The following is a 23,955-nucleotide window of genomic DNA, read 5'->3' as shown; positions in this document are numbered from 1 at the left end:
TTGCATTTAACTAACCTGTAAAAGGTACCGAATTATAAAGCTGTCAATGAGATTTGGTCATAAATCTTAAGTTGACAGTTTTTTATTTCGTGCTATATTTATCAAGTGATAAATGAAATAACGAGTGACTGAAGGGAGCCAACAATGTTTTTAGCGTTAAGGGAAATTAAGAAAGAAAAAGTTCGCTCAGGTCTAATTGTTGCCATGATTGCATTGATTGGTTACCTGATTTTTATTTTGACGGGACTCGCGCTTGGCTTGGCCCAACAGAACACGGATGCCTATAATTCATGGGGGTTTCAAAATGTTAGTCTGAGTGATAGTGCGAATGTCGATATGCGTCAGTCATTCATGACCAAGCAACAGGTCGGTCATTTGAGCAAACAAGAAGCGGTTGTTGGTCAAACCTCGGTGGTTGCCAAAGCAAAGGGGCATGCCAACTCGGTAGCAGTTCTGGTAGGCACAAAGGCAAATCAATTTGTAGCCAAATCAATTCAGCTGACCAGTGGCCACCGATCGAAAAACCAATATCAAGTTGTGGCAGACGAAGCTTTTAAGCAAGCGGGCTATGAATTGGGTGATCAAATCAAGTTAAACGACGGACAGCATCGGTACACCATTGTTGGCTTTACCAAAAACGCCAAGATGAACGTGGCGCCGGTACTGTACGGCCAGTTGTCGACGTGGCACGGCCTTAAGTCTTCGATGCGCGGCATTTATGCCAGTGCTGTTGTTTCAAAGAATGCAAATTATCGTAATCACCAATCAGGGGTGAAGACTTATTCGAAGCAGACGTTCATTAACAAATTACCGGGCTATACCGCCCAAACCATGACTTTTGAACTCATGATTGGCTTTTTAATGTTGATTTCACTTATTGTGATTGCCGTCTTTTTGTACATCCTGACGTTGCAAAAGTTACCAAACTACGCTGTGCTACGAGTGCAAGGCGTTCCGAGTCGTATCCTGGTTGGGGCTACGATCAGTCAATCACTCTTGCTGGCGGTTGGTGGCTTATTGATTGCAACAGTTTTGACGATTGCGACCGCGCTTGCAATGCCTGCTGCCGTACCAATGGCCTTTGATCTACCAATTCTCGGTAGTGTCGGATTCGGATTACTGTTGATGTCGTTATTGGGTGGCCTCGTTCCCGTTAGAAGTGTGCTGAAGGTTGACCCGGTGAGTGTGATTGGAGGATAAAGTCATGGCAGTTTTATCAATTAAGCATGTCAATCAAGTATTTGGAACTGGCACGGCACGGGTACAAGTGTTGCACGACATTTCCTTTGAAGCAGAACCCGGCACTTTAAGCTTGATCATGGGGCCGTCTGGTTCGGGTAAAAGTACCTTACTTACGATTGCCGGTGGTTTATTGACACCAACCAGTGGTTCGGTCAGTTTGGCAGGTGAACCATACAGTGAGCGAGCCAGGCAAGAACGGGATCGCTTGCGGCTCAATGAAATTGGCTTTGTGTTGCAGGCCTATCATCTATTACCCTATCTGACCGTTGCAGACCAGTTCAAATTAGTGGACCACATTAAACCGAAGACGCATTTAACGTCGGCCGAGTTGGCATCGTTATTGGGCACCCTTGGCATCAGTGATTTAATTAATAAGTATCCAGGTGAACTATCTGGTGGACAGCAACAACGAGTTGCGATTGCGCGAGCCCTTTATCCAGATCCTGCCGTCATCTTGGCAGATGAACCAACGGCGGCGTTAGATGGTGAACGGGTAGCCACGGTGGGCCGACTATTTCGACAACTTGCAGTTGAACGTAACAAAGCCGTAGTAATCGTGACACATGATACGCGACTAATGGCTGTGGCTGATAACGTTTATCAATTGCAAGATGGTGTCCTATCGGCTAATCAGATTTCAAAATCAGAATCATAAGTTTTGGCCAATGATAAATCAAGCAAATGGCCCCTGGTTCTCATAATTGAGAATTCAGGGGCCATTTTTGACCGAATCGACACGGATAGTTGTTTTTTTGGTGCGACTAAAATAGTGCGCTTTAATTTACTTTTAATTTTTAAAAAATAAAAATCCAGCGAAATGGAGAGATTTCGCCAGATGAGTAACTAGACTGCCCGATGCGGGTAGTTAGCGCGTTTATGTGAGGAGGGAGTCACTGCGCAACTATAAAGTTGAAGGGTAGGGGGAGCAGTACCCCACACAAACGCTCTAATCAAATTATAGCTTTTTTTTGACAAAATCAAAGAAAAGCGACTCAGATTAGTACAAATTTATAGTTGCTAAATTTTTGTGGCGTATAATAGAAGTATTAAAAGGGAGGCAAGCGTGATGAAAGAGAAATCTGTTTTCCATGTTAATGGCTATTTGGGTCTAATTATTGCAATTTTAATGTTGTTAGGTGGTGCGTGGTTACTTTGGTTGCGGTCAGTTTCCAGTATTATTTTTGGCACGATCGTAATCATCGTCGCCTTGATTGCTTCAAGCTCTTTAACGATTATTGCACCAAATGAAGCGAAAGCGTTGACCTTCTTTGGTCAATATATTGGCACGATCCGGTCAGCTGGCCTTTTCATGACGGTGCCGTTGACCAATAAGGCAACGGTGTCATTACGGGTTCGTAACTTTAATAGTAGTTTACTCAAAGTCAATGATTTGCGGGGTAACCCGGTTGAAATTGCTGCCGTAATCGTGTTTAAGGTTGTGGATACCAGTAAGGCGCTGTTTGACGTAGACGACTATGAGCAATTTGTTGAAATTCAAAGTGAGTCGGCAATCCGTCATGTCGCCTCTGAATTTCCGTATGATTCTTTTGATGAAAAAGATACGTTGACTCTGCGGAGTAACCCGACTGAGGTTTCTGATAAATTAACGGAAGAACTTCAGTCTCGTCTTGAAATCGCTGGCGTAGAAGTGATGGAGACTCGATTAACGCACTTGGCGTACGCCACTGAAATTGCCAGTGCCATGTTACAGCGTCAGCAATCGGCGGCCATCCTTTCCGCTCGAAAAATTATTGTTGAGGGTGCGGTTTCAATTACTGAAGACGCGATTGCTAAATTGGAAAAGGACACGGATTTAAAACTATCAGATGACCGTAAACTTCAGCTGATCAATAACGTCATGGTGACGATTATTTCTGAACGTGGTACTCAACCGGTAATCAACACCAACCAGACAGAATAGATGATTAGTTTCACTGTGTACAAATAATCTGAATAGGGACACCAATGGCCCAAAATTTCCTGACTAATCGGAAATTTTGGGCCATTTAAAATCAACTGCACTGTGCGGTTCTCTAACGGTTGCTAATTGTCAGGCTATAAAACATCGAGTGGCTGCTTTTCTGTTGGCGCAGGGTACGCTTGGTCGAGTAACTTCAGGTCGTCGGCTGTTAACTTCAGGTTGCCAGCTGTCACATTATCAACCATATGGGTCGCATCGCTGGTTTGTGGAATCGCTAAAATCTGTGGCCGAGAAATGACCCACGCCAACATAATCTGATACGGGGTCGCATGGTGACGGTTGGCCACGGTCAACACATTAGCATTTGTGGTCAAATTGGCACCGAGTTGATCACCATTAGAAACCGGACTATAAGCAATAAATGGTAGATTATGAGTAGTTTGCCAAGCAAGCAAGTCATATTCCACACCACGGCTCCCAAGGTTGTAAAGATCCTCGTTGGCTGCAGCCATCGGTCCGGATGGTAATTGCCAAAGCTCCTTCAAGTCATCAGTGTCAAAATTAGAGATGCCCCAGGCCTTGATTTTACCGGTTGTTTTAAGTCGTTCCAGTTCATCAACGGTCTCAACAAGTGGCACACCACCACGCCAATGATAGAGATAGAGATCCAAAGCGTCAACGCCCAGTCGTTTGAGACTTGCATCGAGACTTTGTGACATCTTTGCTTTCGAGGCATTATTAGGTAGGACCTTTGAAATTAAATAGAGCTGGTCACGAGGAATATTCTTAATTGCCTTGCCAACCAAGGTTTCTGAGCGGCCGGAGCCGTACATTTCTGCGGTATCAATCACCTGAGCACCGGCGTCAAGCCCAGCTTGAATCGCAGCAATCTCGGCTTCTTGTTTAAGCGGGTCGTCGCCCATATGCCACGTACCGATGCCAATGGCAGGTACCTGTCGACCAGTTAGTGTAACAGTTTGCATGTTAAACCCTTCCTTCTATTTAAAGCATAAGTCCAAATGTGTCTTAAACCAAATGGCAAGCCTCTAAAATTTGGTGTGTGAAGGCCGTCATAGCGTCTGGTAACTGTTCGAGGTTAAAAAAAGCGACTTTTTCAGTTTCACCGGGCTGTGGCTGAAGCGCGGTATCTTGGGTGAATCCCTGATAGACTGCGATCACCGCGTCGATTTCATCACCGTTTGGATAGACAAACTGCATATCCGGGCCACTCAAGATAGTTTCAAACCGTAACCGAGAGGCGTGAACGCCGGTTTCTTCCAGAACTTCCCGGATAGCGGTGTCTTCTAGTTGTTCCCCAATTTCTTTAGAACCGGATGGCAGCCCCCAGAGATGGGTATCACTCCGATAGACGAATAGTAGCTGGGCGGATGCATTATAGACCAGCGTGGCAGCACCGGTTGAAATTAATGGATCATGGCCAACTTTTTGTCGTAAGTTTAAGATGTAACTCATAATGGTCACTCCGATAGTTTTCCTTTTATTGTACGCCATTTGATTTAGAATGACAGACGTCATTAAAATGAGAGGATTTAGTATAAATTTAGCGTTGTTAAATGTTGAAAAAAAGCGGTATCACAAGTTTGTTAAGGGCGTGTTATATACTGTGACTTGCACAGATTTAAAATTCTTGTTAAAATATACTCATTTATTTCTAATGTACATGAGCATGTTAGGTTTAAAGTTGGAATACATAGGCGGACTGTATCCGTCACAGGAGGAATTGTATGGGTTTTAAAAGTACTTTTTTGCGTAAGGAAGATCCTGCGGTGTATCAGGATAAAGATTCTCACCTTGCGCGTGTGTTGGAAGTTAAGGACTTCCTTGCGCTAGGGGTTGGGACCATCGTTTCCACTTCTATTTTTACGTTACCAGGGGTTGTGGCCGCACAACATGCCGGTCCAGCCGTGGCCCTTTCATTTTTAGCAGCCGCAGTGGTTGCTGGTTTAGTCGCGTTTGCGTACGCTGAAATGGCGTCAGCAATGCCATTTGCTGGTTCTGCTTATTCATGGATCAACGTTGTGTTTGGTGAAGGCTTTGGCTGGATTGCCGGCTGGGCGCTGTTAGCTGAATATTTTATTGCGGTGGCCTTTGTCGGCTCGGGACTTTCTGCTAACTTCCGAGGATTGATTCAACCATTGGGCATTACATATCCCAAAGCACTCGCTAATCCGTTTGGTACGGATGGCGGTATCATTGATATCACTTCTGTTGTTGTGGTGTTGTTAGTTGCCTTTCTATTATCAAGAGGGGTATCAACGGCAGCCCGAGTACAAAACATCTTAGTGGTTCTCAAGGTTTTGGCTGTTTTACTCTTTATCGTGGTTGGCGCAACAGCAATTCACGCGCAAAACTACGTGCCATTTATTCCCGCTCATAAAGTTGTGAATGGGAATCAATTTGGTGGTTGGCAAGGTATTTACGCTGGTGTATCGATGATTTTTCTTTCCTATATTGGGTTTGATTCGATTGCTGCTAACTCTGCCGAAGCCAAGAATCCTCAAAAAACCATGCCACGTGGTATTTTAGGTTCATTAGTGATCGCGGTTGTTTTGTTCGTGGCTGTGGCCTTGGTATTGGTCGGTATGTTCCACTACAGTGCTTACGCAAACAACGCTGAACCCGTTGGCTGGGCACTCCGTAAGAGTGGCCACGCGGTTATTGCTACCGTTGTTCAAGCCATTGCCGTGGTCGGGATGTTTACTGCCTTGATCGGTATGATGCTAGCTGGCTCTCGTTTGGTTTATTCATTTGGCCGCGATGGTTTATTACCAAAGTGGTTGGGCCAGTTAAACAAGGATAATTTACCTAATCACGCGTTAACCACGATTACCGTGGTCGGCGTTGTGATTGGCTCACTTTTCCCATTCGCATTCTTATCTCAACTGATTTCTGCAGGGACTTTAATTGCGTTCATGTTTGTGTCGCTTGGTATTTATCGCTTGCGTCCACGTGAAGGCAAGGATATCCCTGATCCATCGTTTAAGATGCCGTGGTACCCAGTTTTGCCATTCGTGGCCTTCTTAGGTGCATTGGCCGTCTTTTGGGGATTGGATAAAGATGCCAAGATTTATGCATTGGTCTGGTTCGTCGTTGGGATCATTGTCTACCTGTTATACGGTGCTCGCCATTCGTATTTGAATAATAAAGATTAACCAATATTTTGGCGAATAATATTTACAATATCCCGTATGACTTTAGTCGTACGGGATATTGTTGTCTTTACAGACATAGCTGTCACTTTTTTGAGTCAGATCAATCATTATTTAATTATTACTATATTATGCAAGCATTAGAAGATGTAAACTATAGATAGTTAAAGGGTAGTTTTCAAATAGGGAGGGAATTTCATGAGTGAAAATCAACGTTTATTAGCTAACGAATCGGCGGCTTTCTCCAAAGCTGCACGCGTTAAGTACTACAACATTGTGATTGAGTCTGGTAAGGGTGCCGTTATTACGGATGCTGATGGTAAATCGTACATTGATTTATTGGCCAGTGCTAGCGCCACTAATACTGGTCATTCACATCCGCACGTTGTCAAAGCGGTTCAGGACCAGGCAGCCAAGTTACTGCAGTACACACCGGCGTATTTTGCTAACGAAAATGCTGCTAAGTTGGCACCACGATTGGCAGCCTTGGCACCCATCAGTGGACCAACCGCACTGGCATGGGGAAATTCTGGGTCTGATGCCAATGACGCCATCATTAAGTTTGCCCGCGCATACACCGGCAGACAGTACATTGTGAGTTTTACGGGGGCCTACCACGGTTCAACGTATGGGTCGATCAGTGTGTCTTCCGTGAGCTTGAATATGAGTCGGAAGATTGGGCCGCTATTACCAGGGATCGTGAAGGTGCCATACCCAGATCCGTGGAAAAAACGCCAAGGTGAGTCTGAAACTGAGTTTGTTGACCGGATGTTTGACGCCTTCAAATTGCCCTTTGAGACATACCTACCAGCTGAAGAAGTAGCCGCCGTTTTAATTGAACCGATTCAAGGTGATGGCGGTATTGTAAAAGCACCTGACGCTTTCATGCATAAGGTCTATGACTACGCCCATGATCACGGCATCTTGTTTGCGGTCGATGAAGTGAACCAAGGGATGGGACGGACTGGCAAATGGTGGTCAATCGAGCACTTTGGCTTGGAACCCGATTTAATGTCAGTCGGCAAATCGCTTGCTTCTGGACTACCGCTGAGTGCCGTCATTGGGCGCCAGGAGATCATGAATGCACTCGGCTCACCAGCTAACGTGTACACGACGGCTGGAAACCCAGTGACGACCGCGGCCGCTATGGCAACGATTGATGTCATTGAAGACGAACATTTGCTCGACCGTAGTGCCAAATTAGGTGAGCGGGCTGCGCAATTCTTTGTCGCTGAAAAGCAAAAATTTGACTTTATTGGTGACGTCCGGATGTATGGGTTAGACGGTGGAATCGATATTGTTGATCCAGAAACGGGCAAACCGGATGCTGATGCCACAACCAAGATTATTTATCGTGTTTTTGAACTTGGTGCCATCATCATCAGTCTGAAGACCAATGTCCTTAGATTTCAGCCACCGTTGGTCATTACCGATGAACAGTTGCAACAGGCGTTTGATATCTTAGATCAAGCCTTCACCGAATACGCTGCTGGTAAGTTATCATTACCAGACAACGCCGATGAAATTGGTTGGTAAGTTTTAATTAAATCATAACGTGTTGAAATTGACACCCGTAATCACTCAGATTACGGGTGTTTTTGATTATTACTTATCGGTAAATTAGTTCTGAATTTGCAGGCTGTTTTCAGGACAGGAAGAATTAATCAGGAATATCTGAATTCAAGAGGTGGTAAGAATAGGGTTTTAGTAAGTTTAACTAAAAAACTGAGTAAAATTTTATTGAAATTTTAGTAAGCGTTTACATTTTTTGGTAAGTTGTGCTAGAATGAGTCATGAGCTTATCAATTAGGTTGGTTAGCCGAATTGAAAGATCGTAATGTTAAGAATTGTAAGGGCATACATTTACGAATTAGACATTATTTTAGTAAACATTTCACCCTACTGCTTAACTGAACGGTCCATTCATTATCCAAACGGGAGGTATGACACATGGCTAGTAAGAACGACAAGATTACCCTGGATCCCAAGGCTTTCGCTGAAGCGGTTTTAGGTGGTAATCCCAAGCGTGATGATGAGGAAGACAAGGTCTACATTAAGCGTCAGTTGACCTTGTACCTCGAAGCGCTTTTATTGGCACAAGATTTTAACGGGTTAGAGGAAACTCAGTTCGATGTTGCAAAGGCCGAACAACGTAACAATATCCTCACTAAGATTATTGAACACCGTTACGAAGGTTCGGGAAGGAATGACAAGTAAATGAGTAATCATACTAAACAGTATACTTCATACGCGTTAGGGGCTTTCGGTCATGATGCGTTCTATGCAACGTTGAGTACTTACCTAATGCTGTTTATTACCAGTCAGTTGTTTAATACGTCTGACAAGGCATTTGATTCACACATGATTTTGATGATCACCAATATGATGATGATTATCCGGATCGTTGAAATTGTGTTTGACCCAATCATTGGTGGTTTCGTTGATAACACCGATACGAGATGGGGTAAGTTCAAGCCGTGGTTGATGACGGGTGCTACGATCAGTTCTGTTATGCTGGTTATCATCTTCACCGACTTTGGTGGCTTGACAACTTCTAACCCAACAATGTACTTAGTTGCCTTCGGGATTGCTTACGTCATTTTGGATATTTTCTATTCATTCAAAGATATTTCCTTCTGGTCAATGTTACCAGCTTTGAGTGTCGACGAAAAAGTTCGTGCCCGGTTTGGGACGGTTGGTCGTTTAGGTTCAACGATTGGTGCACAGGCTGTGCCAATTGTCATTTACCCATTGATCGTCTTCTTCTCACAAACCTTCTCTGGTACTAGTGGTCAAACTAAGACCCATGCTGGTTGGATGGGCTTTGCCATCGTGATTGGTTTAGTATCGTTCTTAGGTGCCTTAGCAACCACGTTAGGGACGAAGGAAAAGAAGAGCTTGATTCGTCAAAACACCGAAAAAGTTGGGGTGATTGACGTCTTTAAAGCTCTTGGTAAAAATGACCAATTGATGTGGTTGGCTTTATCATACTTCCTATTTGCTTTAGGTTATGTTGTCACTAACTCACTGTTAGCTTACTATTTCACCTACGTTTTAGGTCAATCAGGTAAGTTCACCTTTGCCGGTTGGATCATGGCTATTTTGGGTGTGATCTCCGTTTCATTGTTCCCAACCATCGTGGCTAAGATTCAACGTAAAGCCATTTACACCGGTGGGATTTTGATGATGGTTGTTGGTTATATCCTGTTCTTGTTTGCAGGCCACAGCTTATTAGCCGTCTTAGTTGCCGTTGCTATCTTCTTCTTCCCATACCCAATGATTTTCTTGGCCGCTTTGATGACCATTACCGATTCTGTTGAGTATGGGCAATGGAAGAACGGGACTCGTAACGAATCCGTTACGTTGTCAGTTCGTCCATTGATCGATAAGTTGGCCGGTGCCGTTGCTAACGGTGTTGTTGGTCTTGCCGCTGTTCACTCAGGCATGATTGGTAACGCCGCTCCAAGCAGTATTACGTCAGCAGAACTCACTAACTTCAAGATGTACATGTTCTACGGCCCAGTTGTATTAATTCTCTTGGCTGCATGCGTTTACTTCTTCAAGGTTAAGTTGACTGAAGATAAGCACAAAGAAATTGTGACTGATCTTGAAAAGAAGCTTGAAGCAGAGCAATCTGAAAAATAATTGTATTTAAGCATGAAGCAGTTATCGTGTTACCACGGAGAGGGTGCATGATGACTGTTTTTTTGTTTTTATTAAGATTGGAATTGTGTGCTGAGACTTTCGTCTCCAGTTACCAGAAATCGGGGGCTTGCCGTGGGGTCGGTCCGAGCCGAAGAGCGGTCTCGGACCTCGAATTCTAGCCCCGCCAAAAATCGCGCGGGTCTTTAATTCGACCCTGACTGGTGGATTTTCCACCAGTCATTTCACGGCAAGCCCCCGATTTCTGGTAACTTCCGACTACGTTTACTAGTGAAGGCTTACTGACTTGTATCAGAATTGGACAACAACTGCGAACATCACTTTTTTAACAACCAGTTGCCTATGAAATGCAACGGCAACACACAGATATTTTTCTCTGTATTGGGAGCTATTACTATGTTTGGCTTTATGTATTTGGTGTGAGATTTAACTAACCGGGTTTCAATATGATGAAAGTGAGTAACGTAAAATATCATTTTCAACCAGTATAAAGCCGTAGTGCCAGCGGTCGTTTGGAACCTGTGGTGGCGGTGATGTCAGGTGGTTCTCCTGATATCACGGGACGACGTTTGAGACTCACAACGATTCTTGGTGAGGCTCAAATGCGAGGGACGAGACCGCTTTTTGGCTCGTCCCGGTCCCCACTTCAGGTTCCAAACGACCGCTGGCCGGAGGCTGAGCGATAACGGGTTTAGTAGATTTCTCTAATCAAGCATTATTCAAGCAACAACTAATTGTCCCGGTTCGTTAGAATAATTAATGGCCGTTAAGTTACCGCTCACTTTAAAAGTGTAAAGATGAATTAACCGGCGTATAAAAGTAAAACGATTAACCAAGTTAATCTGAAAAAAACGCTCAAACTTCAGGTGAACTGCCTAGGATAAGCGCCTAAATCTTGCTATACTAAGTGAGTTAATGCCACACTGGACTTGTAATTTAAAGGCGCCAGTGTTGTAATATGATTAGAAGATTAAAAAAATATGGCAAAGAGAGTGATTGATGATGGAAAACAAGCGGCATACTTCAACCCGCGAGATTGTTTATTTGGCGATGTTAATTGCAGTTACGGTTGTTATTTCCCGGTTCTTTTTGATTCCGGTTCCGATGACTCATGGCAACATTAATTTGTGTGATGCGGGTATTTTTATTGCTGCTATTTTACTCGGCCGCAAACAAGGTGCAATCGTTGGTGCCTTTAGTGGCCTATTATTGGATTTAATTTCCGGTTACACACAGTACATGTTCTTTTCATTTATCGTTCACGGCCTTGAAGGGTTTGTGGCGGGCTGGATTGGCGGTAACAAAAAGAACACCACCAAAGTTGTCGCAATGGCAGTTGGTGTCGTTGTAATGGTTGCCGGCTACTGGTTAACCGATACATTGCTTTACGGCTTTAAGGTTGGTCTGATTGGCGTGCCAACAAACTTCATCCAAGGTATCGTGGGTGGCATTGTGGCCTACTTTGTTTCGGTGCCACTAGAAAGTCGCTTACCACGGCTGTTGGGTGAATAATGGGTTCTGAACAACAAATGGGGCTTAACCCGATGCCATTTCTGTTGGCTGAAGATCTATCGGCAATTGGGACAATGTCACTAGGTGTTGCAATCCCAATTTTGGCGGCCTTTGGCGTGGTTACTGCTAATTTACCTACCCAAATTTTTTCAACGCAAACTGAGGGTTTTAACACACCTGCGGCAATGTCATCGACAACCTGGCTGCGTGATACACTCAGACATTGGCAATCCCAGCAGCTAGACTTTTCTGGGGCGCTGATTGGATATGTTGGTGTCGACGTAATTATGACTGACTTGATACAATTCTTGAGCCAGCAGTCAGTACCACTGCTAATTGTGGATCCTGTGATGGGTGACGATGGTGCGTTGTACCCAGGTCTGACTTCGGATTACGTGTCGCATATGCGACAGTTAGTTAAACTGGCGGATGTGATTACGCCGAACTGGACTGAGGCTCAATTACTGTTAGAAGTACAGTTTGACGAACTTCCCAGTGAAGACGACCTTAACCAAGTTTTTGAACAATTTCGACTTTTGGTAAAACCAGAGGCCCAACTTGTGGTGACGGGAATTCCGACTCAAACTGGGATACTAACAGCCTATCAAAGTCAAGCTGATCCAGTTATTCAAACGATTCTTACGAAGAAGCTTTCGGGTCATTTCTATGGGAGCGGTGATGTCTTTGCGGCGATACTAAGTGGCGCATTGAGCAAACAATGCTCACTATCTGAGGCGGTTAGCTTAGCGGTAAGTGGCAGTTCAGTGGCATTACGACAAACTGCCAGTTTTGATGGTCAACGTCGATTTGGAATGCAACTTAGTCAGTTACTGGCATGGCTGTCACATCAACAGGGCGTCAACACGACTTTTATTTAAGACTTTTAAATTTTATTGGATTCAACTGCGTCTTCAGAATTGACTGAAGGCGTTTTTGCTTTTTAACAGCGAGTTGCTTGATTCGTGCTGTACTTTAGCGCAAACTAAACTAAAACTAGTCGTAGAAATGGGGTCTTGAGAATGCTTGATACCAATGTGAATCGACGTAATAGTAATAACATCAAATGGTCACCAGTCAAAAAGGATCCAGGTGTTTTACCAATGACGATTGCTGATATGGATATTGCAACACCAGTGTTTATTCGTGAAGCGTTGCAACACGAATTGGATCAAAGGGTTTTAGGTTATAGTATGCCAATGGCCAGTTTTTATGATGCAATCATTCAGTGGGAATGGCAACGCCACAATGTTAGCCTGCTACGCGATCAGCTCATTTTATTACCAAGCGTGGTTACTGGACTGGCCTTTGTCATTCGGCATTTAACACAGACCAATGATTCGATTATTGTGATGTCGCCTTACTATCCACCGTATCGAAGGTTAGTGGAAGGTAATCAACGCCAAATGATTGATTTTCCATTGGTACAACGGGAGGGGCAGTACGTCATTGATTTTGAACGTTTAGATCAAGTGATGTCGACCTCTCACGCAAGGGCCATTCTGGTTTGTAACCCTCATAATCCGGGTGGCCGGGTTTGGACAACAGCAGAGATGTTACGGCTTCAAGACCTTGCTAGTCAGCACCAGGTATTGGTTATTGCGGATGAAATTCATGATGACACAACTTTTTCAGATAATGAGCCCGTTTCGCTGTTGGCTAATCGGATGGGTGAAAGTGCTGTTGAACAAACGGTGTTACTCAAATCGGCCTCAAAAGCCTTTAACATCGCGGGTACAAAGCTGGCTTATTTGGCGGTGAAAAATCCGGAACTATTGGCGAAGTTGCAACAGGCAGCCGATGCTGAAGCGATTCAAGAGGTGAATACGTTAGGCGTCGTTGCGACACAAACGGCATATGAACATGGGGAACGCTGGCTGAACGAAGTGAACCAATATCTTCAGGATAATCGCGATTATGCTTATGAGTATATTCGTGAAAATATACCACTGATTCGACCAATGTTGCCTCAAGCGACCTACTTAATGTGGTTGGACTTCATGGCTTACGATTTGACCGATCAAGCACTAGATGAGCACTTGCAACAGGATGGTCGTTTAATGCTGAATCCCGGAATCGAATACGGTCAAAGTGGCAGTGGGTTTATGCGACTCAATTTCGCGGTTGACCGATCGATTTTAAAGGATGCACTTTCGCGTCTGGGGTCGTTTGATCACAAAATGAGAAAAATATAGCATAATGTTAAATTCAAGCTACAGTTTAGTTACGCCTCGTTCTTATTTCACAACCTAAGTTATAATTAAGGGCATGAGTTAAGAGGAGGAAATAAAGCGTTGAAAAAATCTGGGAAATTATTAATGAAGGTATTGCTAGCGGGGGCTTTTTTTAGTGTTGCTGCACTGAGCTTGGCGCCTCAGGCACACGCAGCCAAAGTATCAGCAAATTCGAAGATTAAAAAAACTGTGTCGGTATCAGAACGTTTAACTGTTAAAACAAGTGCAAGTTCAGCTAAAACAGCTGCATTTTGGAGTTATCCATATGGTTCTAATGCAGCGGCTAAGAAGACCCATTGGCTTAAGAACTACACATACAAGTCTTTAATTGCAACGAAGGAAGCAACCCTTAAAAGTGGCCTAAAATATTACTACGTCAAAGTTGCAAGTAAGCCGAGTGTTAAGGGGTGGATCTATAGTGGCAACTTGCGTCAAATGTCATACGTTGCATTAGGGGACTCCATCACCAAGGGGTGGACTGGTGTGAGTTATGCAACGAATCCATATCCAGCTCAAGTCGGCGACACACTAGGGATGACATCAACTAATCTTGGCCAAAACAATGGCAAGGTTGTTGGTGATAGCTCACTGGATTTAACGTACAATATTGACAATCATAGTTTTAAAAATGACGATGTTGTCACGATTGCCTACGGTGTGAATGATTATTTCCATGATCAAGACCTTTCGGATGTGAAGCAAACGTTAAGTACTGAAATATCAAACCTGAAGTCGAAGTATCCACACTTGCAGATTGTGGGAGTATTACCGTTAAATTGCTATGTGAAGGATGCTAACAGTGGCTTATATGTTTCAGCAGCCATCACGCCATATTCAACCCATGCTTATACTTTGGACGATTTACGAGACATAGAAGCTAGTGTTTACAAGAGTTATTCAATCAAAACTTTGGACTGGCGGGACTATGAAGGACAATTGATTCCGACTACTGATTCACGGAAAACCGTGTTTGGTGATGAGCGTCTTCACCCAACACAAAAGACATATACCGCGATGAGTGGTATTTTGAGTAATTTCTTAGCAGATAACCTAAAATGATTTTTTGACTAAGCCGACTGGTGTGGAGATACACCAGTCGGTTTTTTTATTGACTGCAAGCGAACAGGAACCTGGGTATTCAACCACATTGAAAGTGAATTGCAACGGTACACACGCTTTAATCATAAATTCACAAAATAATCACTTATCTTTCTTAATCAATTCTTATTGTTCTGATAACTTATAATCAGACGAAGAAAAGGAGGCGGCGATGATGAGTGAAGCACTGCAATTTGAAAGCGGCTGGTTAGTGAGGTGCCAGCATGGTGAAATGAAGAAACCATTTTTGGGCCGAGTCTTGCAAGTAATTGGGTGTCGGCTTGTGGTGGAAGTCATGAACTATCACTTCAGAGATCGCCGAGCCGTAGAAACAAATGGGTACAAGTTAGTCGTTGATCAAGCAAATGCCAAAGCAATGACGATCATTGATTGTCAGGGATGAAAGGTGGTAATATCATGATTAAATTAAATGACTGCGTGCATTGTCAACCGAACGGTAATTTATTAAAACCGTTTAAAGGAACGGTTGAAAAACTTTATGAACGGACTGCCATGGTGTTAGTGACAGATTACCACCCAGACGACCACTGGCGAGTGGTGGAATTAACGGGGCGGGTGATCGTCGCACTTAAAAATATGCAACCGCAGTTCGAAACAGTGCCAGTGCGCATTGACGAGTGATTTATATCGAAATCAAAACGGGGCCTGAGCTTACTGGATGAAAATCTAGTAAGTTCAGGTCCCGTTTTTAGAAACTTTGATGGCTCAAACAAGACGCGATTGTTAAGCCTCAGCTACAAAGTCAGTTCGATTAAAGAAGTCAACTTTGATATCGCTGTCAGAAATCGTTAATTTGGTGATACTGCCATTAATGGTTGCAATGCCCTCGTCAAGTTCTGGTGCAAACCGATCAACGATGGAACGAATCGTCATGCCGTGAGAAACAACCAAAACGGTGTCACCGTCTTTGGTGTTAGCCCGTAGTTTATCAAAGCCGCGATTCAAGCGTTCCCAAAACATGTCATTACTTTCTGCTTCACCGTATAGGTCGGCCTGATGAATCAGATCGCGGGCCTTTTCCAAGCCGTAAGTGCCTAGCACTGCTGATTCTGATGTCAACTTAACTTGTTCACCGACAAATTGCCACATCTGGTTTAAATCGTTACCCTCGAAGTAACCATGGCACTGTTCTCGAAACTCAGGGTATTGATAACTAATAATATTGATGTTGCTCGGATTGGCTTTTAAAATGTTGGCTGCTGTTTCGATAGCCCGACCGGAATCACTGCTGTAAGCCGCGTTAAAATCAATGGCTTTTAACTGTTCTCCAGCCCGTTTGGCGTCAGCAATCCCTTGTTGAGTAAGTGGTGAATCGATCCACCCCTGCACTTTATTGTAATGATTGAGCATCGTTTGACCATGTCGAACGAAGTAGGCGGTAAATGTTTTCAAAGTAACCCCTCCTGTAAATTATTTGCTTACACCATTATAACAGATTTTTGAAAACGGTAACAACGGTGAAAAATGGGTCACTTCAGTTAAAATCAGTACCTAGACCGTTATCACGCAATTAAAAAAACACGGGCAATCTGCCCGTGTTTAATCTTGAATTGACTGACACTTATTTATCGTCGATATTGTACTCTTGTGAGGTACCATTTCGCAATTTCGCCTGCTATCAGGACGAGTGATAAGCTCACGCCAAGAATTGATAACCAGAGACCTAATCTTAGGCCAGGTGTTTGATAGCGTAAAGTGATCTGGTGTTGGCCCTTCGGCAAAATTGCGCCAACAAAACCGCTGTTGACGACTTGGGTCGCTTGTTTTTTACCATCAACGGAAAGCTGCCAGCCTTTACTGTATGGAATGCTGGTGGTTAAGATTCGGCGGGTGGTGGCAGTTGAGGTCCCTTCAACGGTATTGTTGGTAACGTGTTGATGGGTTAATCCGGTTGATTGCAGTTGCTTGGTCTGTTGACGATAAGTCTTGCCATAGGGAACCGCCACAACTTTGACGTGCTTAAAGTAGATTTGATTAGCACCGATAAATGATAAATTGATGGTTTTGCGAACTTTATCGGAATAACCAAGGTTAATGAGCAAGTGGTGTTTTGGTTCGTAATCCGATAAATTGTTGATGCCAAGTTGGTTAAAAATGGTTTTACCACCACTAGTGCTGACATTGAGCGTGTAAGCATCGAACAGTGGTGAATTCGTAATTGAACGCCAGTTGGCGGTTTTTTCACCACGACTAAGTGGCGTGCCAGCAAGCTTGGATTGCTGACTTAATTGGGTTAGACGATCAGAGGTAGTTGAAAAAGTGGTGGTAATACCAGATAAATCCAAATATAGTTCAGTTTTTTGGTATCGTGATGGGTGTTTGAGTTTCAATTGATACGTTTGAGGGGTGCCCAAGACATCACTGGTCATTGCCTTAAGACCGTGCTGATTTGCTTCACGATTGTTATCAATGGTTGCTTGGTTATCCGCAAGTAGTTTTTGGACAGTGGCCGATGGCGTTTCTAGTCCCGTGGCAGCTGCATATTTCATTGCCTCTGACGGTTTCAGATTGGTTTTGACTGAAGCTGACATTGACTTCTTAATGTTATGCGTCAAACGATAGTTGATGGCATCTGGAATTGTCAGGACAGGTTCACTGGTTAATTTAACACTGTAGGCAGCTTGATGGGTGGTTGAAGTTAAAGTTGCTTGTTTTAAGCCATCAATTTTGTGCGTGACAGCAGTACCCTGCAACAAACTTTGCTGTTTTTGAATAGCGGACAATGAGTTGAAAGTCTTTGGCGTGATTTGTGAGGATTGCGTATAGGCCAGAGGTAGGGCATACTTATTTTTCAAAATAGCCGTACCGGTACCATTGCCAACGCCGAAAACGGGCCGATCTTTCAAAATAGCAGCGTGACCTTTGGCAGTTTTAAGTTGGGTAAAGCCGTATGGCATAGCTTGATGGTTAGCAACGTCATCCTGACGGGCAAATAAATACTTAACGTTCAGTAACGACAATAGACTGGTTCTAGTGTCAACGTCACTTGTCGGGTTATTCATACTGTTTTGACTATTTGCGAGCTGCTGATTAAAGGTGTTGACGTCACCATTTTGAACGGAATAATACGAACTGATGGTGTGGGTGTTGAGTAGCATTGGAATATCGTTTCCCACGGTGAGCATTGAGTAGTAGTTATTACTGGTGGCGGTACGATAAAAACTGTGATCAATACGATTCAAGTATTGGTCTGCCCGGTCGAAGTAATCAACGGACCATTTTTCCGCCGTTTTGGTGGGTAATTCATTGGCGGGTGCGCCACTGTAATTGCTACTGTAAAAACTGAGGCCAATCGCGATGGTATTTAACATGACAACGCCAAGCATACCGAGTTTAAACTGTAAAACGTGGTGGGGATTCAGTAATATTAAACTCATCAGCCAAACGAACATGAAGAAGATCACGTAAAGTAACGTTTGAATATCGCGGAACTTGAAGATAAACCCGTTGGCAATCCAAATCAAGATGATAAAAATGATCGTCACACCAGTTAGCCACCAAAAATCACGTTGATCAAACAAGTTTAAGTGATCAATCAGCGTTGCGGCTAACAATCCAAATACCAACTGGGCCATTAATAACCAGCGATTGCTTGGTGTACTCATCACGTTCAAAGTAGCCGATACTGCTGGTATCAGGAGGCCGACTGCAATTAAGATGAGTGTGACGTTAATGGCCAAGTACTGACGGAAACGTCGCATTGACCAAACCATGGCAATTAAGACGATACCACTGGTGGCAATCGTGGCCCAGTAGTAGATCGTACCATTTGAAGTCAACAAATTATCGGGCAGTGTCCGGTAGTAAATCTCAGGATACCACGTCAAGCCGTTGGCAAAGGTGGCCCCACCCACCCGTGAACTGGTGACCATGGCAAGTGCCGTTGGTAGCAAGATGACGGCCGCAATCAATAGTGCAAGGACGATTGCCAAGCCCAATCGAAGACACAGTTGCCAGAGCTTTGGTAGTTGAGTGTGTTTGATTCTAAGATCAAAGTAGCGGATGAATAGAAAGAGCGCTGCGCCAATTGCTAATAAATAGGCGAAGTAGACGTTACAAATCAAAACGATTGCAGTTACAAGCGCCAGCCAGAGCCAAGAATGGCCGTGTAAAATTCGGTCAATCGTTAAGCAAAGTAGCGGAAATAAAATCATTGGTAGTAAAAAGAATGGGTGGTGGTAACTGACGTAAAAAGTAAACCCATTAAAGGTGTAGATCAAGGCACCAATTAGAGTGCCACCGCGTCGGAAGTGAAATTGCTTGGCTAAGGCGATGAAGGATAGGCCAACGACGTATAGGCGCAACAGTGTGAGCAACGTATAACCGAGTTCAAGTTGATTAGCCGGAAAGAGGGCAATGAGGTAACTGAATGGGTCACCAACCACGTAGTACGCAAACGTCGTCATTTGGTCCGCACCGAGACCCAAGTTCCATGACCAGCTAAAAAGCGACTGATGAGCTGTGCCGTGTAAAATTTGGTAGAATTCCTTTAAAATCGGGTAGTGTTGTGCAATCCCGTCTAAGCTCCAAATAGTTGAGCGGCCCATCGTGTGGAGGGCACCAAATGTTAGTAAAATAATGAGTATGAAGGCTAGTGTGTAAGCAAACCACACCGGCACCCGATAGTTTTCCCTTTTCAATATGTTTCTCCCCGTGCATGTGATACTTCATTATCGCTTAACTCTGTGAATTGGGCAAATTAGGTTTGGACGAGTTTAGCTGGGTACGCGACTAGTGAGTGATGGCGACAACAATGTGATTTGTTGCCTATATCAGTTACGTCAACCGTCTCCTAGAATGCTGATTTAACCAGTGAATCACGAATGTATAAAAAAAGTTACGTTTGTGTAACACCCGTGTTTTTCTAAAAAAAATCTGTAAAATAGGTTTCGGAGAGTAACATTGAAAGGATGAGAGAGAATGGGAAAACGGATTGAGTGGGTGGATATGGCTAAGGCAATTGGGATGATTGCCGTTGTAACGGGCCATGCAATTCACCCACTGGTTGACCAGCACCCAATGATGAGCACTGCCTTTTCCGCTATTTATTGGTGGCACATGCCACTTTTTTTCATTATTAGTGGTTTTTTCTTAAAACCCATGTCCAGGGATTGGGCAGGGACTTGGGCGTTTATTAAACGGCGTATTTTTCCAAACGTCAGAACTTACCTACTTGCTGGTGGCGTCTTAATTATCATTAGTCATTTTCTTAAGACGCAAACATGGCAATATACGTTGATGTACTTTGTTCGACTTCTGTATGGTGGCCAGACGCTGAACCATGAGTTATCAATTTTTTGGTACATGACCGTCTACATTTTAACTTTAATCGTTGTAGTGGCCATTATTACTTGGGTCGATTCAATACCCGCACAATTTTTTATTGTTTTCATGATGTATCTGGCAGGGATGTCATACGTGCACATGGGCTTTTTCCAGTTTAAGTACGTCCCTTGGGATGCCGATATTGTTCTGATTTCTTCTTTATATATGTTATGTGGCTATTATGGGTTCCACTACTATACCCGGTTACCACATAAGCCAATTGTCGGTTTAGCAATTCTATTCGTTTATGCCGTACTGATTGTCCGTAAGTACCAAGGCGTGTTACGGTTTAGCTTTTATCTGAAGGCCCATAACATTGCGAATTCATTTTTAGGGGCATTCATTCCATTAACGTTATGTTTAGGCGTCTTTATTTTAAGTGATTACATGACGCAGTGGGGCTGGTTTAAGTGGTTATTGCCACTGGGTTGGTATTCAGGCATGATTATGTACTCGCACAAAATGATTTTTGACGTTGTCGCCAAGTTCGCAATTTTGGATCACTGGGGAATTCAAATTATTGCAGGGTTGATTGCACCAATTCTGATTGCCCTTGCTTGGCGTTACTTTAAACGTTGGTTCAACACACATCGAACGCCAAGTACAACTTAATTTAAGGTATCAATGAAACCACTACTGGTATAACCCGGTAGTGGTTTTTGACTATATCACAGTCGCAGTCAAAAGCAACAAAAAAAGACTGACGCTCAACTGAGCATCAGTCTTTACATTTATTGATTAAGTTTAGTTCTTGTCCATTGCGTGGCCACCGAATTCGTTCCGGAGGGCAGCGACAACTTTACCGTTAAAGGTATCGTCTTGTAATGAACGGAAACGAGTCATGACAGCGTCAGCGATAACTGGCGTAGGAACACCATGAGCCATTGCGTCTTCAACAGTCCATTGACCTTCACCGTTAGAGTGCATACGACCCTTGATTGCATCCAACTTAGGATCCTTGCTGAAGGCGTCTTGGATAAGTTCCATCAGCCAGCTACGGATAACTGAACCGTGGTTCCAAACCTTCGCAACGGCTTCGTAGTCATAGTCAAAGTCAGAAGCATCAAGTACTTCAAAGCCTTCGCCCATGGCAGCCATCATCCCATATTCGATACCATTGTGAACCATCTTCAAGTAGTGACCTGAACCGGCCTTACCAGTGTAAAGGTAACCATCTGGTAATGAAATATCGTCAAATAGTGGACGGATGGTTTCGAAGACAGCGGCATCGTCGCCACCGATCATGAAGTTACCACCGTTCAAGGCACCACGCCAACCGCCTGATGAACCACAGTCAAAGTAGTGAATACCCTTTTCACCCAAAAGACGGTTGTGACGAAGGGAGTCTTTCCAGAAAGTGTTACCGCCATCAATCAAAATATCGCCTTCACTTAAAGTGTCTGCTAATTGATCAATTGTGGCATCCGTTGGCTTGCCGGCTGGAACCATTACCCAAACAATCTTTGGTGAAGGTAATTGGCTAACCATGTCTTCAAGGCTGCTTGCCTTTGAAGCGCCGTAAGTAGCAGCTTCTTCAACTAAGTCAGTGCTTAAATCGAAGCCAACAACTTCATTATTGTTACGAATCATGTTTTGGGCTAAGTTGATACCCATTTTGCCTAATCCGATTAATCCTAATTTCATTAGAAAAACTCCTCGTTTCGTTTTTTTCTGTGATCTTGCAACGGACTTAGTATATAAAAGATTGTGAAGAAGTGCAAGTAAAAATGTAAATAATTTACAAGATAATTTACAGAAATGAAACTAAAACTGTTCTATACCGATTGCTAACTTGACTTTTTTTGCTGGGGTTTGTACTATTAAGCAAGCGATGAAGCAGGGAGTAGATGACTGGCCCACGAATTTAGAAACTTAACGGTTGCTGCAAGTTAAGCGTCCCAGTTATTGAATTACAATGTGGAGCAATTTAGTTTTTTTAACTAGCGGGTCATGCCGATATACATGTCGAGCGATTTGATTAACAGCAATCAGATAACTTGGGTGGTAACGCGGAATTCATTTCGTCCCTATTAGTGAAAACTAGTAGGGACTTTTTTGATATTTAAGGAGGGTACATTTTGACGATTTTAGATGAATTAAAGTGGCGTGGCGCGATTAATCAGCAGACCGACGAAGAGGGTTTAACGGCCTTAGTAAAGGAAAAATCAGTCGGTCTTTACGTTGGTATCGATCCAACCGGTGATTCAATGCACATTGGTCATCTGATTCCATTCATGATTTTAAAACGATTCCAGCTGGCAGGTCACCGGCCGTACATCATCATTGGCGGCGGGACTGGTTCGATTGGTGATCCAAGTGGTAAGAAGTCTGAACGGGTTCTTCAGTCGATGGAACAGGTTCACCATAACGAAGAGGCAATCACCGCGCAAATGGAGCGTTTATTTGGTCAAGACGGTAGTTTTAAGATCGTAAATAATTATGATTGGTTGTCAAAGATTTCATTACTAGAATTTCTACGAGATTATGGCAAGTTATTTAACATTAATAACATGTTGGCTAAAGAAGTGGTTGCCTCTCGTTTGGAAGTCGGCATTTCCTTTACAGAGTTTACTTACCAAATTTTACAATCGATTGATTTCCTTCATCTATATCAAGCTGAAGATGTTCAACTTCAGGTTGGTGGTGCTGATCAATGGGGTAATATCACAGCTGGTATTGACTTGATCCACAAAATTGAGGGTGGCGATGCAAAGGCATATGGGCTAACGATTCCGTTGATGCTTAAAGCAGACGGTACTAAGTTTGGTAAAACTGCCGGTGGTGCAGTCTGGTTAGATGCTGAAAAGACCACACCTTACGAATTTTATCAATTCTGGCTTAACCAAGATGACCGAGATGTTGTGAAATACCTGAAGTACTTCACCTTCTTAAATCAAGATGAGATTGAACAACTTGCTCAAAAGGTGGAGACTCAACCTGAGAAGCGTGAAGCGCAGCGACGGTTGGCTGAAGAAGTCACTGCGTTTGTCCATGGTCAGTCTGCGGTAGAAGAGGCTGAGAACATTTCTAAGGCGCTTTTCTCTGGGGATGTTTCAAACTTATCAGCTAGTGAAATTGAACAGGGCTTTAAGAACATGCCTTCAGTCGAAATCACTGCTGAGAAGCGTAATCTTGTCGAATGGTTAGTCGACGTAACTAAGATTGAACCCTCACGACGCCAAGCAAGGGAAGACGTTAATAACGGTGCTATCAGAATTAATGGGGAAAAGGTGACGGATGTTGATTATGAAATTGACCCGGCAACCCATTTCGATGGTAAGTTTGTGATTGTTCGACGGGGTAAGAAACGCTATTTCCTAGCTCGAGTAACTCAGTAGAAGAAAAACAACATTCAAATATTAATCATTCATCCGCCACGCTGCTTTTGTCACTCGGAAGTAGTGCGGCGGATTTTTTTATGAGAGTGGAGGTTGGTTTCAATCATTTGCAAGAATAATAAAAAAGTTGAAAAAGTAGTTGACGAACATGGGAGATTGTTGGTAAAATGTTAACTGTTGTCGCGAATCAAAACTGTCAGCCAGACCAATTACAAATTCAGTGATTTAGAGGTTGACATCTTAATTCTTAGATGATATGATTTGAAAGTTGCTTCGAGAAATTAAAAGGTTTAACAAAAAGCTGATATATTAAGTTTTGGTTGACAGTTTGATTTTGACGAGATATACTTTAAAAGCTGATTTTAAAAAATAAATTAGCAGGTAGACCTTTGAAAACTGAACAAAGTTTCGTTTCACAAATGTGCAGGGTATAT

General features: G+C 43.4%; 20 protein-coding genes and 1 other annotated feature. Of the genes, 15 read left to right on the top strand and 5 right to left on the bottom strand.

Annotated features, from left to right (window positions below):
- Positions 1-144 precede the first annotated feature (144 nt).
- The 3 genes from FD04_RS02670 (at position 145) to FD04_RS02660 (ending at position 3,163) form a co-directional block, all read left to right on the top strand.
- A complete protein-coding gene (locus tag FD04_RS02670; RefSeq protein ID WP_054699572.1) occupies positions 145-1,200 on the top strand; it encodes an ABC transporter permease in 1,056 nt (351 codons plus the stop codon).
- A 4-nt stretch (positions 1,201-1,204) separates the two neighbouring features.
- Positions 1,205-1,897 (top strand): ABC transporter ATP-binding protein, encoded by a 693-nt coding sequence (locus FD04_RS02665; protein WP_054699574.1) that lies wholly within the window; start codon positions 1,205-1,207, stop codon positions 1,895-1,897.
- 411 nt (positions 1,898-2,308) lie between these two features.
- Positions 2,309-3,163 carry an SPFH domain-containing protein gene (locus FD04_RS02660; protein WP_056946769.1) on the top strand — a complete coding sequence of 285 codons (855 nt, stop codon included), beginning with the start codon at positions 2,309-2,311 and terminating at the stop codon, positions 3,161-3,163.
- A 134-nt stretch (positions 3,164-3,297) separates the two neighbouring features.
- Here the strand turns inward: FD04_RS02660 and FD04_RS02655 are convergent, their stop codons facing one another.
- Both FD04_RS02655 and FD04_RS02650 read right to left on the bottom strand, forming a co-directional pair.
- Positions 3,298-4,146: an aldo/keto reductase gene (locus FD04_RS02655; RefSeq protein ID WP_054699576.1), complete on the bottom strand. Its 849-nt coding sequence runs from the start codon at positions 4,144-4,146 to the stop codon at positions 3,298-3,300.
- 43 nt (positions 4,147-4,189) lie between these two features.
- Complete coding sequence (locus FD04_RS02650) at positions 4,190-4,636, bottom strand: NUDIX hydrolase (RefSeq protein ID WP_054699578.1); 447 nt, start codon at positions 4,634-4,636, stop codon at positions 4,190-4,192.
- 272 nt (positions 4,637-4,908) lie between these two features.
- Between FD04_RS02650 and FD04_RS02645 the strand changes: the two genes are divergently transcribed.
- The 10 genes from FD04_RS02645 (at position 4,909) to FD04_RS02600 (ending at position 15,479) form a co-directional block, all read left to right on the top strand.
- Positions 4,909-6,336: an APC family permease gene (locus FD04_RS02645; RefSeq protein WP_056946766.1), complete on the top strand. Its 1,428-nt coding sequence runs from the start codon at positions 4,909-4,911 to the stop codon at positions 6,334-6,336.
- A gap of 195 nt (positions 6,337-6,531) precedes the next feature.
- Positions 6,532-7,869, top strand: a complete 1,338-nt coding sequence (locus FD04_RS02640) for an aspartate aminotransferase family protein (RefSeq protein WP_056946762.1) — start codon at positions 6,532-6,534, stop codon at positions 7,867-7,869.
- 414 nt (positions 7,870-8,283) lie between these two features.
- A complete protein-coding gene (locus tag FD04_RS02635) occupies positions 8,284-8,550 on the top strand; it encodes a hypothetical protein (protein WP_054699583.1) in 267 nt (88 codons plus the stop codon).
- Positions 8,551-9,978, top strand: a complete 1,428-nt coding sequence (locus FD04_RS02630) for a glycoside-pentoside-hexuronide (GPH):cation symporter (RefSeq protein ID WP_056946759.1) — start codon at positions 8,551-8,553, stop codon at positions 9,976-9,978.
- 1,017 nt (positions 9,979-10,995) lie between these two features.
- Positions 10,996-11,508: an ECF transporter S component gene (locus FD04_RS02625; RefSeq protein WP_235805631.1), complete on the top strand. Its 513-nt coding sequence runs from the start codon at positions 10,996-10,998 to the stop codon at positions 11,506-11,508.
- A complete protein-coding gene (locus FD04_RS02620; protein WP_056946757.1) occupies positions 11,508-12,386 on the top strand; it encodes a bifunctional hydroxymethylpyrimidine kinase/phosphomethylpyrimidine kinase in 879 nt (292 codons plus the stop codon). The genes FD04_RS02625 and FD04_RS02620 overlap by 1 nt, the downstream gene beginning before the upstream one ends.
- 141 nt (positions 12,387-12,527) lie before the next feature.
- Positions 12,528-13,700, top strand: coding sequence for a MalY/PatB family protein (locus tag FD04_RS02615; RefSeq protein ID WP_054699587.1), 1,173 nt, complete (start codon positions 12,528-12,530; stop codon positions 13,698-13,700).
- A gap of 123 nt (positions 13,701-13,823) precedes the next feature.
- A complete protein-coding gene (locus FD04_RS02610) occupies positions 13,824-14,798 on the top strand; it encodes an SGNH/GDSL hydrolase family protein (protein ID WP_235805630.1) in 975 nt (324 codons plus the stop codon).
- 214 nt (positions 14,799-15,012) lie between these two features.
- Positions 15,013-15,240, top strand: coding sequence for a hypothetical protein (locus FD04_RS02605; protein ID WP_054699593.1), 228 nt, complete (start codon positions 15,013-15,015; stop codon positions 15,238-15,240).
- Between the two features lie 14 nt (positions 15,241-15,254).
- Entirely contained in the window at positions 15,255-15,479 is a 225-nt protein-coding gene (locus tag FD04_RS02600) for a hypothetical protein (protein WP_054699595.1), read from the top strand.
- Between the two features lie 102 nt (positions 15,480-15,581).
- On the opposite strand, the gene FD04_RS02595 is transcribed toward FD04_RS02600, so the two are convergent.
- A complete protein-coding gene (locus FD04_RS02595) occupies positions 15,582-16,250 on the bottom strand; it encodes a histidine phosphatase family protein (RefSeq protein ID WP_054699597.1) in 669 nt (222 codons plus the stop codon).
- A gap of 173 nt (positions 16,251-16,423) precedes the next feature.
- Positions 16,424-19,498 (bottom strand): YfhO family protein, encoded by a 3,075-nt coding sequence (locus FD04_RS02590; RefSeq protein WP_056946751.1) that lies wholly within the window; start codon positions 19,496-19,498, stop codon positions 16,424-16,426.
- A gap of 280 nt (positions 19,499-19,778) precedes the next feature.
- Here FD04_RS02590 and FD04_RS02585 point away from each other — a divergent pair, with 280 nt between their 5' ends.
- Complete coding sequence (locus FD04_RS02585; RefSeq protein ID WP_056946748.1) at positions 19,779-20,795, top strand: acyltransferase family protein; 1,017 nt, start codon at positions 19,779-19,781, stop codon at positions 20,793-20,795.
- Between the two features lie 132 nt (positions 20,796-20,927).
- Here the strand turns inward: FD04_RS02585 and gnd are convergent, their stop codons facing one another.
- Positions 20,928-21,827 carry a phosphogluconate dehydrogenase (NAD(+)-dependent, decarboxylating) gene (gene gnd / locus FD04_RS02580; RefSeq protein WP_056946746.1) on the bottom strand — a complete coding sequence of 300 codons (900 nt, stop codon included), beginning with the start codon at positions 21,825-21,827 and terminating at the stop codon, positions 20,928-20,930.
- A gap of 178 nt (positions 21,828-22,005) precedes the next feature.
- Positions 22,006-22,215 (top strand) — a binding site (T-box leader).
- A gap of 46 nt (positions 22,216-22,261) precedes the next feature.
- On the opposite strand from gnd, the gene tyrS reads away from it, so the two are divergent.
- The gene (gene tyrS / locus FD04_RS02575; protein WP_056946743.1) at positions 22,262-23,521 is read left to right on the top strand and encodes a tyrosine--tRNA ligase; all 1,260 of its coding nucleotides are present in this window, start codon (positions 22,262-22,264) and stop codon (positions 23,519-23,521) included.
- The last annotated feature ends 434 nt before the right edge of the window (positions 23,522-23,955 follow it).

It is taken from the genome of Secundilactobacillus odoratitofui DSM 19909 = JCM 15043, from assembly GCF_001434895.1.
Lineage (GTDB): Bacteria > Bacillota > Bacilli > Lactobacillales > Lactobacillaceae > Secundilactobacillus > Secundilactobacillus odoratitofui.
Note: the sequence above shows the minus strand (reverse complement) of the source record. Positions and strands in the feature narration are given on the sequence as shown.